The organism is Oceanotoga sp., assembly GCF_030445905.1.
GTDB lineage: Bacteria > Thermotogota > Thermotogae > Petrotogales > Petrotogaceae > Oceanotoga > Oceanotoga teriensis.
Window position 1 is genome coordinate 12,648 of record NZ_JASUSU010000019.1, and the last position, 14,982, is coordinate 27,629.

Annotated in this window: 15 protein-coding genes; 3 read left to right on the forward strand and 12 right to left on the reverse strand. The window is 27.0% G+C overall.

All coding sequences use genetic code 11. The annotated features are described in order from the left end of the window. Nucleotides 1-8: 8 nt before the first annotated feature. From PWP28_RS07165 to PWP28_RS07185, 5 genes are read right to left on the reverse strand one after another with little or no spacing between them, the layout of a single operon-like run. A complete protein-coding gene (locus PWP28_RS07165) occupies nucleotides 9-1,217 on the reverse strand; it encodes a dihydrolipoamide acetyltransferase family protein (protein ID WP_308644473.1) in 1,209 nt (402 codons plus the stop codon). Between the two features lie 13 nt (nucleotides 1,218-1,230). Beyond that, nucleotides 1,231-2,205, reverse strand: a complete 975-nt coding sequence (locus PWP28_RS07170; protein ID WP_308644474.1) for a pyruvate dehydrogenase complex E1 component subunit beta — start codon at nucleotides 2,203-2,205, stop codon at nucleotides 1,231-1,233. Between the two features lie 12 nt (nucleotides 2,206-2,217). Beyond that, the gene (gene pdhA / locus PWP28_RS07175; protein ID WP_264149564.1) at nucleotides 2,218-3,189 is read right to left on the reverse strand and encodes a pyruvate dehydrogenase (acetyl-transferring) E1 component subunit alpha; all 972 of its coding nucleotides are present in this window, start codon (nucleotides 3,187-3,189) and stop codon (nucleotides 2,218-2,220) included. A gap of 1 nt (nucleotide 3,190) precedes the next feature. Next, nucleotides 3,191-3,637, reverse strand: coding sequence for a pyridoxamine 5'-phosphate oxidase family protein (locus PWP28_RS07180; RefSeq protein WP_264149565.1), 447 nt, complete (start codon nucleotides 3,635-3,637; stop codon nucleotides 3,191-3,193). Then, complete coding sequence (locus tag PWP28_RS07185) at nucleotides 3,630-4,409, reverse strand: lipoate--protein ligase family protein (protein ID WP_308644475.1); 780 nt, start codon at nucleotides 4,407-4,409, stop codon at nucleotides 3,630-3,632. Before PWP28_RS07185 ends, PWP28_RS07180 begins: the two co-directional genes overlap by 8 nt. A gap of 123 nt (nucleotides 4,410-4,532) precedes the next feature. Here PWP28_RS07185 and PWP28_RS07190 point away from each other — a divergent pair, with 123 nt between their 5' ends. Further along, the gene (locus PWP28_RS07190; protein WP_109604889.1) at nucleotides 4,533-5,396 is read left to right on the forward strand and encodes a DMT family transporter; all 864 of its coding nucleotides are present in this window, start codon (nucleotides 4,533-4,535) and stop codon (nucleotides 5,394-5,396) included. Between the two features lie 239 nt (nucleotides 5,397-5,635). On the opposite strand, the gene PWP28_RS07195 is transcribed toward PWP28_RS07190, so the two are convergent. The 7 genes from PWP28_RS07195 to PWP28_RS07225 all read right to left on the reverse strand — a co-directional run bounded on the left by PWP28_RS07195 (nucleotide 5,636) and on the right by PWP28_RS07225 (nucleotide 12,339). Beyond that, nucleotides 5,636-6,850 carry an ABC transporter substrate-binding protein gene (locus tag PWP28_RS07195; RefSeq protein ID WP_109604890.1) on the reverse strand — a complete coding sequence of 405 codons (1,215 nt, stop codon included), beginning with the start codon at nucleotides 6,848-6,850 and terminating at the stop codon, nucleotides 5,636-5,638. Nucleotides 6,851-6,879: 29 nt separating this feature from the next. After that, entirely contained in the window at nucleotides 6,880-7,581 is a 702-nt protein-coding gene (locus PWP28_RS07200; protein ID WP_206050559.1) for an ABC transporter ATP-binding protein, read from the reverse strand. Continuing rightward, nucleotides 7,574-8,332, reverse strand: coding sequence for an ABC transporter ATP-binding protein (locus PWP28_RS07205; protein WP_109604929.1), 759 nt, complete (start codon nucleotides 8,330-8,332; stop codon nucleotides 7,574-7,576). Before PWP28_RS07205 ends, PWP28_RS07200 begins: the two co-directional genes overlap by 8 nt. Beyond that, complete coding sequence (locus PWP28_RS07210; RefSeq protein WP_109604892.1) at nucleotides 8,329-9,291, reverse strand: branched-chain amino acid ABC transporter permease; 963 nt, start codon at nucleotides 9,289-9,291, stop codon at nucleotides 8,329-8,331. The genes PWP28_RS07205 and PWP28_RS07210 overlap by 4 nt, the downstream gene beginning before the upstream one ends. A gap of 11 nt (nucleotides 9,292-9,302) precedes the next feature. Continuing rightward, entirely contained in the window at nucleotides 9,303-10,160 is an 858-nt protein-coding gene (locus tag PWP28_RS07215) for a branched-chain amino acid ABC transporter permease (protein ID WP_158274837.1), read from the reverse strand. A 381-nt stretch (nucleotides 10,161-10,541) separates the two neighbouring features. Next, the gene (locus PWP28_RS07220; RefSeq protein WP_109604894.1) at nucleotides 10,542-11,285 is read right to left on the reverse strand and encodes a hypothetical protein; all 744 of its coding nucleotides are present in this window, start codon (nucleotides 11,283-11,285) and stop codon (nucleotides 10,542-10,544) included. Between the two features lie 61 nt (nucleotides 11,286-11,346). Continuing rightward, nucleotides 11,347-12,339 carry a DUF2804 domain-containing protein gene (locus tag PWP28_RS07225; RefSeq protein ID WP_158274838.1) on the reverse strand — a complete coding sequence of 331 codons (993 nt, stop codon included), beginning with the start codon at nucleotides 12,337-12,339 and terminating at the stop codon, nucleotides 11,347-11,349. A gap of 182 nt (nucleotides 12,340-12,521) precedes the next feature. Here PWP28_RS07225 and PWP28_RS07230 point away from each other — a divergent pair, with 182 nt between their 5' ends. After that, nucleotides 12,522-13,481 carry an AraC family transcriptional regulator gene (locus PWP28_RS07230; protein WP_308644476.1) on the forward strand — a complete coding sequence of 320 codons (960 nt, stop codon included), beginning with the start codon at nucleotides 12,522-12,524 and terminating at the stop codon, nucleotides 13,479-13,481. Between the two features lie 180 nt (nucleotides 13,482-13,661). Then, nucleotides 13,662-14,978, forward strand: a complete 1,317-nt coding sequence (locus PWP28_RS07235) for an MATE family efflux transporter (protein WP_369426120.1) — start codon at nucleotides 13,662-13,664, stop codon at nucleotides 14,976-14,978. The last annotated feature ends 4 nt before the right edge of the window (nucleotides 14,979-14,982 follow it).

A 14,982-nucleotide genomic window follows, 5' to 3' on the forward strand; every position in this document is an offset into this window, starting at 1 on the left:
AAACCTCCTTAGTATAACATTTTAAATGGATTTTCAATTATATCTTTTAAATATTTTAAAAATTCAGCTCCAGAAGCTCCATCAATTAATCTATGATCACAGGATAAAGTCATTTTCATTATAGGTTTTATCTTGATTTCGCCATTTTCAACAATTGGTTTTTCGTTTATAGAACCAATTGCCAATATTGCCGAGCCTGGAGGATTTATTATAGCAGTGAATTCTTCTATTCCAAAACTTCCAAGATTAGATATTGTGAAAGTTGAATTTGTATATTCTTCAGGTTCTAAACTTCCATCTTTTGCCTTTTCTATTAATTGTTTTAATTCGGTATCTATATCTTTTATTCCTTTAAATTGAGTTTGTCTTATTATTGGAGTTATTAAACCATCTTTTTGGGCAACCGCAATTCCAATATCTATATTTGAGTATTCGATTATATTTTCATCATTCCATGAAGAATTTATTATTTTATGTTTTAAAATTGCTTGAGATGCAATTTTTATTAAATATGAGTTTAAAGAAACTTTTTCGCCTTTTTTGTTCATTTCTTTTCTCGTGTTTAATATATTTTCCATATTTACAGATACTTTTAAATAATAGTGTGGAGAAGTGAATTTAGATTCTGAAAGTCTTTCAGCTATTATTCTTCTCTTATCAGATATTTCTATAATTTTATCTTCACCAACATTTTTAAAGAAACTTGTTTTTTTGTCTTTAAATTCTTCAATATCTTTTTTTATTATTCTGCCATTAGGTCCAGACCCTTTTATTTTTTTTATGTCTATATTATTTAATTTTGCTATTTTTTTTGCAAGAGGTGATATCTTTATATGGGAACCATCTTCATTATTTTGTTTTGTGTTTATATTATTTGTATCTTTTTCTTCAATGATTTTTTCAGTTTTTGTTTTTTCAGATTTATTATTCTCTCTTATTTCATCTTTCAATTCATCTAAAATTTCCTGTATATTTTCATTTTCTTCTCCAACTATAGCAATTGTTTGACCAACTGAAGCACGTTCACCAGAGTTTACTATTATTTTTAATATAGTTCCCTCATTCATCGATTCATATTCCATAGTAGTTTTATCAGTTTCTACATCACAGATTATTTGACCTTCTTTTATAGTATCACCTTGGTTTACTCTCCATTTAGTTATTTTTCCCTTTTTCATAGTTGGGGAAAGAGCTATCATAAATATTTTTTCAGCCATTTTAAATCCCCCCTTAAATGTACATTACTTTTTTTACAGCATTTAATATCTTTTCAACAGTTGGTTGTGCATGTAATTCGAGTTTGTGATTATAAGGCATTGGAACATCTTCTGAAGTTACGAGTTCTACAGGAGCATCTAAGTAATCAAAGACATTTTTATGTATTAACCATCCAATATGAGAGGCAACACTTGCATTTGGCCATGATTCATCAACTATCACGACTCTGTTGGTTTTTTTTACAGATTCATAGATGGTTTCTTCGTCAAGAGGTCTTAGAGATCTTAAATCTATTATTTCTGCGTTTATATTTAATTCTTTTAATTTTTCATTTGTTTCTAATACTGTTTTCATAGGTTTTGAATAAGATATTATAGTTATATCAGAGCCTTCGGTTCTTTTTATAGCTTTACCAAAAGGAATGAGATATTCATTTTCCGGTACTTCTCCTTCCCAACTGTACATCATTTCACCTTCAAGGAAAATTACTGGATTATCATCTCTGATTGCGGTTTTTAACATGCCTTTTGCATCTTCTGGAGTAGATGGTGCCATGACTTTTAAACCTGGAGTATGAAAGAAAAATGTTTGTAAAGCTTGAGAATGCTGTGAACCCAAAAATTCTGCAGGACCATTAGGTCCTCTAAATACGATGGGAACTTTTAACTGTCCTCCAGACATGTAAAGCATTTTTGCAGCATTATTAATTATTTGATCCATTGCTTGTATAGAAAAATTAAATGTCATGAACTCTACAATAGGTCTTAAACCTGCCATTGCAGCACCTATTCCTATTCCTGCAAAGCCCTCTTCTGTTATAGGAGTATCTAATATTCTTTTGTCTGTGTATTTATCTAAAAGTCCTTGAGAAACTTTATAAGCTCCATTATATTGGCCAACTTCTTCACCCATAAGAATTATATTTGTATCTTTTTCCATTTCTTCATCGATAGCGGCTTTTATGGCTTCTCTCATAGTTATTTTCATATGTTATCCCCCCTAAATAAGAATATCTGTGTACAATTCATTTAAGTCAGGTTCATCACTTTTTTCTGCATAATCAGCTGCTTCTTTTGCAATTTTTTTACATTTTATATCTATATCCTCAAATTCTTCTTCTTTGAGCAGATTATTTTTTATCATTTCATTTTTTAATATCAAAATTGGATCTTGTGATTTGTATTTTTCTAATTCGTCTTTTGATCTATACTTAGCTGGATCACTTGCAGAATGGCCTTTGTATCTATAGGTTTTTGCTTCTAAAAGAACTGGAATGCCATTTTTTGCTTTTTCTATAGATTTTTTTACTGTATCATATACTTCGAGTATATTCATTCCATTGACTTGTTCACCATACATTCCGTAAGAACCTGCCATTATTGAGAAATCTTGTATCGAAGAAACACGTTTAAAATCTGTTCCCATACCATATTGATTATTTTCACATATGAAAATAACTGGAATCTCCCATATTTTAGCCATATTTAACGTTTCATGGAAGCTTCCTTGATGTATAGCACCATCTCCAAAAAAGCATAGTACTACTCCATCTTCTTTTAAATATTTTATTTTTAGTCCAACGCCTGCTGCAATTGGAATATGTGCCCCAACTATTCCATTACCACCATAAAAATGTTTTTTTTCATCGAAAAAATGCATGGATCCACCTTTTCCTTTTGAACAGCCAGTTATTTTTCCATATAATTCTGCCATCAAAGAATTTGGAGTCAAGCCGCATGCTAATGCATGACCATGGTCTCTATATGTTGTTAATACATAGTCTTTTGATAGATTTAAATTTTGTATGGCACCAACTGCAACGGCTTCTTCTCCTATATAAAGATGAAGAAAGCCACCTATTTTTCTTAATCCATAGCTTTGAGCAGCTTTTTCTTCAAATCTTCTTATTAAAACCATTTTTTCTAACATATCCATCAATAATTCTTTATCATATTTTTTTATATCTATCATATTATTCCCCCCTTAGATCGAGAATATCGTATGCACCTTTCATTGGCTTAAAGTATTTGAAATATAAAATTTCTGTTTCTAAGACAACCATATCTGAAACATCTTCATTTATTTTCCAAAAAACTCCAAGTCTGTCTCCCATTATTTCAAGAATTTCTTTTTTTATAGAAGGATTGTCTATAACATTTATTTTTCCTTTTATATTCATTATTTCTCTAAGATCCTTTTTTTGAAATAACCATTCTACTTTTTGTGAATTGTTTATCTGATGTGTTTTTGGGAATGAAGATGCTGTTATTGCATATATATACTCGCCTTTTCCTGGTAATAATATTGGACTCATCCATCTCGAAGTAGGATATCCTTTATCATCGATAGTACTCAAAAGTGCCGTTTTAGATTCTTCTATAATTTCTTCAAGTTTTTCCATAAATGCTTTTTTATACATTAATTTCCCCCCTCTTTTCTGAATTATTATAAATCCAGTTGAAATTTTTTAATAATTTTATTTTTTTAGACATATAATTATTCAAATTATTTTCTATAAGTGTATAAGATATAATTTTTCCATAATAAAATTTTGAATTTATTAATATTTGCTTTTTTATATTTGTTTCATCTATATCATCCGAGATATCTTTTAAATTAGTTGTTTTTGAGTAATTTGAATATATATTTTTTTTATTATGATTTATATTTTTTATATTGATTGAATTATTTAATTTGGAAAGATTAGTATTTAAGAGTAATGTTCCATGATGTAAAAATTTATTTTTGGATAGTCTAAAAGCACTTCCTGATACTTTTAAATTTTTATAAAATAAACTATTTTTATCATCTTTTGTAAGGGAAATATTGAAGTTTTTTATGGATTTCATCAAAATATCAAAATTTTTTTCTTTATCATTTAAGTCTAAATATCCTATAAAGCTGTAATTTAAATTGCCAAGATCTTGAAAAACAGTTCCCCCGCCAGATTCTCTCCTTGCAATTTTTATATTATTTTCTTTTGTATAGTTTATATTGCATTCTAAGAATAAATTTTGATGTTTTCCAATTACTAAACAATCTGTATTTTTATAAAAAATTATGGAAAAATCATCTTTTTTTATGGTTTCGAATATATAACTTTCAAAAGCAAGATTATAATATATGTCTGTGTTTATGACTTCATATACTTTTATCCCATAAAATTCACCCCTTTTAAAATATTCATACAATATTAGAATTAATTTATTAAATTATACTATATTTTAACTTAAATAAAAAGTATGTTTTAACTTGACTTTAAATTTAAAAGGGATATAATATCATTTAATATTATAGAATAGAGAGGATTTAGTATGAAGAATAAAGGAATTTTGATGACCATGTTTTCGGCAATTTTATTTGGATTTATGCCGATTTTTGCTAAAATAGCTTATTTGGGAGGGATAAATTATTATAGTTTAGTATTTTTGAGAAGTATGTTTGCACTTATATTTATATCTATATTTATATTAATAAAGAAAATATCTATAAAAATAAATTTTAAAGATTTTATAAATTTATTTTTTCTTTCTTTGATTGGATATACATTAACACAATTGACTCTTTTTGCTTCATATACCTATATAAGTACAGGTGTTGCCACTACACTTCATTTTATATATCCTGTTTGTATAATGACTGCAAATATTTTGTTTTTTAAAGAAAGAGTAAATAAAAATAAAGTTTTTGCTCTTATTTTAGCTATTATTGGAATAAGTATGCTTTCTATAAATAAAAATATTAAAATAGATATTCGTGGTGTTTTTATAGCTATTATCTCTGGAATTTTGTATTCTTATTATATGCTTGTGATTGAGCATACAAAGATAAAAAACATGAATAGTGTTGTTATGACTTTCTATTTGCTTTTGTTTTCGATGATTTTTTTGGGTTTTGGTAGTTTGAAATTTGAATTAAATTTTAATTTTAATTACTTGTCTTGGTTTATGGGTATGATAATAGCTTTATTATGCTCCATTTTTGCAGTTATTTTATTACAAATGGGTATAAAAGAAATCGGTTCATCCACAGCTTCAATATTGAGTGCGTTTGAACCGATAGTGAGTGTTATTCTCGGGGTAATAATTTTTAGAGAAAGTATAACTATTAACATATTTTTAGGAATTGTTTTTGTAATAGTATCAGTATTAATAGTAAATTTTAATAAAAAATATTAATTTTAAAAATGTTTTTTTAAGAACATAGTGTTTTATATTGAAAAAAATTTCATCATTTTAATTTTTTATTACGAATTTTAAAAATAATAAAAATATAGTTTGATAATGCTCTGTTTTATGATACAATAAAGAAAAATAAAAGCGAAGAACGTCCGTAAGTACTTTTAAGATCCTACTACCTATAACATGAAAGCCGGCAGGCACAACTGCCGGCTTTCATCACTTTAATTCAAATATACTTACCAATTTATCCATTCAGGAACTAACCAATCCCCTGTTTTATATTCTAAAGGCCAAACAGCTTTCCATTCACCTTTTGTGTTCCATTGATATATTATACCATTTGCTCCATTTCCACCATATTTTAAGTCATGATTTTCTGTAAATATTACAGGAGCAACGCCTTTGTCTCCACCTAAAGGAAATTCTACTTTTTCTATGGCTTTTATTATTTCATCTTTATCATTTAAATTTTTAGTATTTTCAAGTGCTTCTTTTAAAACATATAAAGTGTTATATGAAGGGAATGCTATGAATCCAGGAGCATGTCCAAATTTTGTTTTATAATCTTCATACCATTTTAATGTTTTTGATGTTAAAGGAGCTGGACCGCCATTTGGATATGCAGATGTTTCATATATTGATTTTTGATTTGTTTGATTAAAAAATTCTGGTTTTAGTGCTGGGGCAATAGCACCTACTATTGCAGCATTTACTTTTAAATCATACCATTGTTTTGTGAATTGAATTCCATCTTCGGTAACTATGGCATCAATTATAACTTGAGCACCAGCTTCCTCAGCTCTTTTGAATGTAGCCGAAAAATCATTTGTTCCAGCAGGGAAATAATCTCTATAAACTATTTCTACACCTGCTTTTTCAGCTATTTCAGCGGCTTTTTCAGCTATACCTTTAGAATAAACAAGATCTAAAGATATTATTGCAGCTTTTTTTATGCCATATTCAGGAACGAGATAGTTTGCGATAAATTCACCGATAGATCTTCCTTGAGATATTGAATCAAGTGTTCCAACTCTAAAGTAATATTTGTATTTATTAAAATTTTCGGCAACTTTATTTGTTATATCTGGAGATGCTGCTCCTGTTCCAAGCCATATTACTTTATATCTTGCCATTGTATCCATAGCAGCAAGAACTGGTCCAGAACCAACTCCACCTATTAAGAAATCTATTTTATCTCTTGTTACAAGCCTTGTTATTCCTGAGATCATTTTTCCGGCAGTATTTTCATCATCTACGAATACTAATTCTACAGGTCTTCCAACTATTCCACCTTGTGCATTTATTTCATCTGCTGCCATTTGAACAGATTCTTTAATCCATACTCCATTTTCAGTTTGATAAGGACCAAGAACACCTATTTTCCAAGGATTTGCTGAAAATGCTGAAACAATAAGAATTATAATGAATATTAAACTTAAAGCTTTTTTCATAAAGAGAATCCCTCCTAATTTTATAATGCTTATAACCCCAGATAAGCACTTTTTATTGAATTATTTCCTGAAAGTTCTGAAGGATTACCTTCCCATACTATGTTTCCATGTTCAAAGATAGATATTTTATCTGCTATGGGAAGTATCATTGTCGCATCTTGTTCTACTATTAAAATAGTTTTTCCAGTTTCTTTTATTTTTTTAATACCTTCAAATATTTGTTCTTTTATTATATGTGCAAGTCCCATAGATGGTTCATCTAATAATAATATTTCAGGTTCTAACATCAAAGCCCTTCCTATTGCAAGCATTTGTTGTTCTCCACCACTCATAGTACCTGCTTTTTGATTTATTCTTTCTTTTAATCTTGGAAATATTTGATAAACAAAATCAAGATTTTTTTTAATATTTTTATTAATAGAGTATATAGTTGCAATTTCAAGATTTTCTTTTACAGATAAATCTCTAAATAACCTTCTATTTTCAGGAGAAAGAGATATGCCCATTCTTGCGATATTATGAGTTTTTTCATTTGAGATATCTTTGTCTTTGAATATAATTTGACCAATATTTGGATGAACAGTTCCAGTTATAGATTTTAATAAAGTTGATTTTCCAGCACCATTTGGTCCAAGTACGGCATGACATTGACCTTCAATTACACTCAATGAAAGATTTTCTAAAACAGTTGCTTTTCCATATCCTGCAGTGATCTGTTTAATATCAAGCATTGGCAATTTCTCCACCACCTTTACCAAGATAGGATTCAATAACTTGTTTATTTTCTACTATTTCTTTTGGAGTACCTTCGGCTATTTTTTTACCATAATCTATTGCTATTATTCTATTTACTATTTGCATGAACTCTTTTAATCTATGTTCTATTAATATTATTGTTGTTCCACTTTTTTCATTAGCTTTTATTATAACATTTGAAATAGGTTCTATTTCTGATGATGTGAGACCAGCAAAAGGTTCATCGAGTAATATTAATTCTGGTTTCACAGTCAAAGCTTTTGCAACTTCAAGTTTTTTTAAATATCCTTGTGGAAGTTGTTCTGTATCTGTATATAAAACTTCTTCAAGTTCGCAAATAGAAGCTACATGTTTTATCCAATCTATTTTTTCGGATTCATTTGGAAATAATTTATTCATCCTAGGAGTTAAAGATGCAACTTTTAAATTTTCGAATACACTTAACTCTTTAAAAGGTTTAACTATTTGAAAAGTTCTTACAAGACCCTTATGAGCAACTTTTATAGGATTCATACCAAAAATTGATTCATTTTGAAATATTATTTTTCCATTATCTGGTTTTATAAACCCTGAAATTAAGTTAAAAATAGTTGTTTTTCCAGCACCATTTGGTCCAAGAATTCCAAAGCGTTCACCCTTTTTAACATTAAAAGTAATATCATCAGTTGCTTTTAATCCACCAAAATTTTTTGAAAGATTATTTATCTCAAGAATATTATTTGTCAATTTTTATCACCGCTCTTTTCTATAACAGGTTTTATACTTTTTTTTCTTTTTATTAGATTACCAATGCTAACAAAAATACCTTTTGGAAGGAAAAGTACAGATAACATCAATATTACAGTATATATTATTTGATTCCATTCTCCAAAACCTCTCAATAATTCTGTTAATAAAGAGATAAAAAAACCTCCAAGAGCTGCAGGAATAATTCCACCAATTCCTCCAACAACAGACATTATAAGTGTGTTTAATGATAAAGGATATACTATATCTGGTCCTATATATCCATAAAAATGACCTATCACAGTACCAGCCATACCTGCAAACATTGCTGATAATGCAAAAGCAGTTACTTTATATTTTGTTGTTTCAATTCCTAAAGCTTTTGCAGCTTCTTCATCGGATTTTATAGATTTTAATATTAATCCAAAATTAGATTTGCCTAGATAAAAAAGTAATCCTATTGATATTACGGCAAATATGAGCATAAAATAATAAGAACCCATTGGACCTTCTGTTAAAAAAGGTATTCCAAAAATTCCTTCTTCGCCACCTGTGACTTCTGAATAAGAAATGGTCAATTTCTCAAATATGGAGGCTATTGCAAGAGAAGCTAAGGCGAAGTAAGGACCTTTAAGTCTTAAAGTTGGAATACCTATAATTATTCCAAATAATATTGAAAAAATTGCTGCAAGTGGAATAGACAACCAAGGTTTTATTGCAAAAGAAGAAGATATAAACCCAAGCATATAACCACCAATGGCTATAAATGCTGCATGACCCATATTTTCTTTACCTGTGAATCCTGAGAGTATATCCCAACTTCCAGCATAAACCATGTATATGAAAGAAACGGATAGAATGTTTATGAGATAGAAATCATTTGAAATCAATGGAAAAATAAATAAAAAAGCTGTAAATAATAGTATTATAATTCCCCTTATATCTTTTAAAAATTTCATAAAATCACCCTTTATATAGTTTTCTTACCCATAATTCCTGTAGGTTTAAATATTAGGAATATGAATACCAGAACAAGGAATACAACTTCTGTCATACTTGAAGTCCAAGTTATTGCGACAATACCTTCAATATAAGCCATAATAAATGCTGCAACTATACTTCCTCCTATACTACCAAGTCCACCTAATATAACGATTGAAAATGCTTTTAATAATGTTGGGAGCCACATATCAACTGAGATTGAAAGGAAAGGAGATATTACGATTCCTCCGATTCCAGCTAAAAGTGCTGATATTGCAGAAGTTAGTATAAAAACAGAACTTGTATTTATTCCAACTAATTCAGCGGCATAAACATCTTGAGATGTTGCAAGTATTTGTTTTCCAAAACTTGTTTTATTTATAAATAACATAACAGCAATTATTGTAATAATTGAAATTATGAAAGCAAAAACTCTTGAACCAGGAACGGTTTCACCCATAATATTTAAAGCGTTATCATAAAAAGGCATTATTGAATATCTTCTTGCACCGTATAGCATTGTGAATAAATATTGAGTAAAATATGCTGCACCAAGTGTGAAGATGAGTATATAAATGCTTTCTCCTTTTTTTCTTAAATAAAGTATAGGTCCTTTCATCATGAGGCCACCTAATCCAGCAACCAATAAAAGAGATATTATAGCTGCAAGCCAAGAAGGAAAATTTAAGCTTATAAATGTATAAGTTAAATATGCTGCAACCATGTAATAAGCTCCATGATAAAGGTTTACAACGCCGGCTACCCCAAAAGTCAGCGAAAATCCAAGTGCTATTAAAGCATAAATTGATCCATTAATAGTTCCGTTTATTAGGACATTTGCAAACAAAATCCACACCCCTTTTTTATGTGTTTTTATGTTTAAATAAACACTGAATCATTTCTCAATAAAAATTAATAAAAATAAAGATTTAAAGCTAAATAAAGAATAGGTGAATCATATCTCAATTAAATAATCTTTATTATATAGTACTATTAAATACTTTATTTTTCAAAACTCGAAGAATGACAGTTATAATAAATTAGGATTAATAATTTCGATTTATTTATATTTCTTATTGTATATCTAAGTTTTACTTTTTATTACGATGTTTTTCATTTTCATTAATTAAGTTAGTTTTTTCGCAATGAAATAAAAAATCTGAGAAGTACAGTTTTAGTACTTCTCAGATTTTTGATTGTTTATAAAATATTTTTGTATTGAATTGTATTAAATTTTTTCAAGTTTATATATAGTATTTTTTATAGTTTTCTTTTTTTTATCTAAACTCAATGAATTCAATTTCATATCATCAAAATGTTCTTGCATGATATTTTTTAATTCTGATAATTTTTTAAATCTATAGGTTTCATCTACTTTTTCAATCAATATTTTATCATATACTTCTATGTATTTATTGTATACTTCCATATCGAATATATTATCTTTCATCTCTTTTAAATTCATTATTAATTTTTTGTAATTTTCTTGATTGAATTCTTCAATTACATATGTTTTTTTCTTGTTAGAATCATTTAATTTTATAAATGAAATCAATATAGGAGAAATTGTTGAGAATATTATCATAAATAGTATGAGATCTACTATGTTTGGGAAAACTACTCTGCCAGGTATAAATATTGATATAGAAGCGTTTAATAAACCTATTATCAAATCGATACTGAACATTGAATTATAGATTATACTCAGTATTAAAAAAGTTATGTATATTGATATAAATTTTAATAAAGGAATTAATATAAAACTTTTTATAGGATCTTCAGTTTTTTTGTAGTTTCTTATTATACTCCATATAAAATTTAAATATATGAATATCATTCCTGTATAGCTTAAAATCGTTAATAATAAAGGATCATAATTGAAACTGAGATTATAAGATAATTCTCTCAATAAATCATTTGAAAAGGCTAATACTATTATTAAAAATACTATATTAGAAATATATTTTTTCATTTTGTTCCTCCCTATTTAATTTTCTTTGGCAAGAAATCCCTTTTCTTTTGCTAGATAAGACTTACCATTTAGCTTTATGTTCTTCAACACAACCATAAGTTTTTGTTATATTTATTTTTTTGTCGTTTATTTGGACATATCCATTAAAATATCCAAAAATTTGATCAAATTTAGATTTTATAAATAAAGCTTTTGTTCTATCTTTTCTTATATATAATGGAGTGAATTTTAGGTTTATGCTTTCATTTGAATTTTTTAAAGTCCAATTTGCCATTAAATTTTTTTTATCATATATAAATTTTATATCTTCATTTATTTTATAGATTTTGTCATTATAAGTTATGGCATTTTCATTCATACCAGTTCCATCAGTCCATTTTGCACCAAAGTTTATACCTATTTTATTTTTTGAAATATATGTCGAGAATGTAGCCCAATTCCAAAATGTTTCATAAGGCCATTTGCCTCTTCCAAAATCAAGGGAAGCCAAGGAACTATTTTTTTCGAATATTATAGTTTGATTGTTTGTATATAAAGCTCCTTCAACTGGGAGACAATTTTGTTTGGAAGTATATTGAAATCTTTTTTCATTCCATGGAATTACAACATTTAAAGATTCATAGTTTTCTGGATATTCTATAAAGAATTCACTTTTAAATTTTTTTGAACTCGCATTTATTATTACTTCTTTATTTTTATGGAGCATTTCTATTGTAATTTTTTTACCATTGAAAGAATTAGTTCCCAAAAGAGAGTCTGGAAGATATACATTCATACTGCCTGGAATAACCTCTTTATCTTCATAAAATTCATTATTTTTATAGTCCATTAAATATATAAACCCAACACTTGCATATTCGAATGTAGTTATGGCTATTGTTAAACTTAAGTTTGAATTATTTATAGCCCAATAATTCCATCTCTTTTTTCTAAAAGGGCTACCTTTTAAATTTATTTTGTGAACGGGATTTTTTGACCAACCTATGGCTGAATTGTTTAGATTACCTTGTGAATCACATAATTTAACTGTTTTCAAGATTTCTTTTTGAGCCATATATATTCCCCCCATAAATATACTTTTAACTAATTATACCTTATTATCTTGTAAAAAACTTTAAAATAAAAGAAATATGAGTAATTAACTGTTTTTTAATTTATTTGAAAATTTTATTATGTATTATTATATTATGTAGGTTTATCTACATAATATAAATTTAATTTATGGGGGAACTTTTTATGTTCTATGAAGAAGATAATATTTCAAAATACTATAAAAATCTTGAAAGAGAAAAGATAATAATAAAAGATAGCATAGAAAATAATATAGTATATTATAAAATAAATAATTTAATGGGTTCTGGTGATTTTATAAGAATAAAATATAAAAAAGGATTTGAATCCATATTATTTAAAAATGTAGATATGGCAAAAAATGTATTTAATTATAATTTTTTTAAAAATGGTAAGAATATGTTGGAATTTACTTATTGTATGGAAGGGTATTTTGAACTTGGTATAGAAGGATTTGATAATTCTTCTAGAATAGGAAAAGATGAATATTGTATTTTTTATATGCCTGAAAAATATAAAAAATTTAAGATGAAATACAATAATTTTAGTTGTTTTTCAATAGCTATGGATTTTGAACTGTTAAAAAATAATATAAATACTCCATTTAATGATGAAATAATAGAAGGTATGATAACTAATTCATATAAAAATTATGTTGATAATTTTTTATTAATAGAAAAATCTGATAAATCTTTGAAAGATATGGTTAATGATATTTATAATAATTCAATATTTAATTTTTCTAAACTAGAAGAAGATATTTTAAAGATATTTTTTAGTATTCAAAATAATAAAAAATTTTATGAAAGTTCAATCATGACTGGAATAATTTCAGTATTACTTAAAAATCTTGATGATCCGCCTTATATAAATGATTTGTCTCAAAAATTTAATCTCAGTAATTATAAGATTCAGAAATATTTTAAAGAAAGTACAGGAGGAACTTTTTATGATTTTATAAAAAAACAAAGAGTTGAAAAATCTAAAGATTTATTAAAAAATAAAAATTTAACTATAGCTTATATAGCTTCTGAAATTGGTTATGATAATGCAAGTAAGTTTTCTAATATGTTTAAAAAAGAGATGAATATAACCCCTAAAAAATATAGAGAATATATAAAATAAAAAATTCTTCATTTTAAAATGAAGAATTTTTTATTTTTTGGAGTAGATTTTTTTTTATATTGATAATATAATTGTATGATATTAAGTTAGGTAAAACTAAAATTTGTATAGGGGTGAAAGGATTTGAATAATAAAGATTATCAGAGAAATTTGATACTTAATGAAAATCTCTGGAAAGTCATGTGGAAAATGTCTTTGCCGGCTATAATAGCTATGATTTTATATGGACTGAATACTGTATTCGATGCTATTTTTGTTGGTCGTTTTGTTGGTGAAACGGCACTTGCTGGGGTTTCATTAGCCTATCCATTATCTCAAATTGTTCTTGGTATAGGTTCATTATTTGGAGTGGGAGCAGGTTCTGCATTGAGTATAGCAATAGGAGCTAAAGATAAAAAGACTCAGGAGAGAATATTAGGTAATGTCAATTACTTAAGTATAATTTCTACCGTTGTATATATGATCATTGGTTGGTTTTTTGCTGAAAGTTTTATAAAAATGATGGGTGGAAAAGGGGAAGCTATACTTCCTGCTGTCGAGTATTTTAGAATAACCATAATAGGAACTATTTTTTGGATACATGGATTAGCTTTGAATATGGTTGTTAGAGCAGAAGGAAAGATGAAATCAGCTGCAGTTATGATGGGTAGTGGATTATTAATAAATATAATAGCAAATTATTTTTTGATAGTTGTTTTTGGTTTTGGAGTTAAAGGGGCAGCTTGGGGAACTAATTTGGGTATGTTTATATATAGTTTAATGGGAATATTATATTTTTCAGGAAAAAAAGCCACATTTGAAGCTAATCCTTTGAAGATTTATAGAGATAAAAAAATAATAAATAGTATATTTTCTATGGGAATACCTTCATTTATAATGTCTGTTATGAGTGTTTTACAGGGAGTTGTAGTTTTTAATGCATTATCTAAATATGGAACTTTATTTGATATAGCTTTTTATGGTGTTGCTTTTAGAATATATACTTTTTTATTAACGCCAATTTTTGGTCTTATGAGGGCTTTACAACCCGTTACAGGTATAAACTTTGGAGCTGGTAATAATTTAAGGGTTATAAAATCTTATAAGGTTTTTACAGTTGCAGGTATTTGTTTTATGATTCCTTTTTGGATTATTTTGATGTTAATTCCCAGCTCAGTATTGAATATAATGATGCCAGGACAGATTTTTGATCCTTATAATATAATGAACTTTAGAATTTTGATGCTCGTAATACCTATACTTCCAATAATATTTATATGTATGACTTTTTTTCCATCTATTAATAAAGGAAAACCTGTTGCAATAATAGGTATAGCAAGACAAATTGTTTTTTATATTCCTGTTATGTATTTTTTTCCAAAATTTATGGGAATAAGAGGTATTTATTTCGGATCTTTTTTGATAGATGTAATTATAGTTATTTGGGCTTTGTTAATCTCTTTGAAAGAATTTAAAGTTCTTAAAAATAAAAATCTAAAAATACAAAATGAATATTAATTTT

What these genes read in the sequence shown, in the direction of transcription:
- PWP28_RS07180 (WP_264149565.1), bottom strand. Translation starts at nt 3,637, where the DNA reads ATGTATAAAAAAGCATTTATGGAAAAACTTGAAGAAATTATAGAAGAA.
- PWP28_RS07170 (WP_308644474.1), bottom strand. Translation starts at nt 2,205, where the DNA reads ATGAAAATAACTATGAGAGAAGCCATAAAAGCCGCTATCGATGAAGAA.
- PWP28_RS07195 (WP_109604890.1), bottom strand. Translation starts at nt 6,850, where the DNA reads ATGAAAAAAGCTTTAAGTTTAATATTCATTATAATTCTTATTGTTTCA.
- PWP28_RS07230 (WP_308644476.1), top strand. Translation starts at nt 12,522, where the DNA reads ATGTTCTATGAAGAAGATAATATTTCAAAATACTATAAAAATCTTGAA.
- PWP28_RS07235 (WP_369426120.1), top strand. Translation starts at nt 13,662, where the DNA reads ATGTGGAAAATGTCTTTGCCGGCTATAATAGCTATGATTTTATATGGA.
- PWP28_RS07225 (WP_158274838.1), bottom strand. Translation starts at nt 12,339, where the DNA reads ATGGCTCAAAAAGAAATCTTGAAAACAGTTAAATTATGTGATTCACAA.
- PWP28_RS07220 (WP_109604894.1), bottom strand. Translation starts at nt 11,285, where the DNA reads ATGAAAAAATATATTTCTAATATAGTATTTTTAATAATAGTATTAGCC.
- PWP28_RS07200 (WP_206050559.1), bottom strand. Translation starts at nt 7,581, where the DNA reads ATGCTTGATATTAAACAGATCACTGCAGGATATGGAAAAGCAACTGTT.
- PWP28_RS07210 (WP_109604892.1), bottom strand. Translation starts at nt 9,291, where the DNA reads ATGAAATTTTTAAAAGATATAAGGGGAATTATAATACTATTATTTACA.
- PWP28_RS07190 (WP_109604889.1), top strand. Translation starts at nt 4,533, where the DNA reads ATGAAGAATAAAGGAATTTTGATGACCATGTTTTCGGCAATTTTATTT.
- pdhA (WP_264149564.1), bottom strand. Translation starts at nt 3,189, where the DNA reads ATGATAGATATAAAAAAATATGATAAAGAATTATTGATGGATATGTTA.
- PWP28_RS07165 (WP_308644473.1), bottom strand. Translation starts at nt 1,217, where the DNA reads ATGGCTGAAAAAATATTTATGATAGCTCTTTCCCCAACTATGAAAAAG.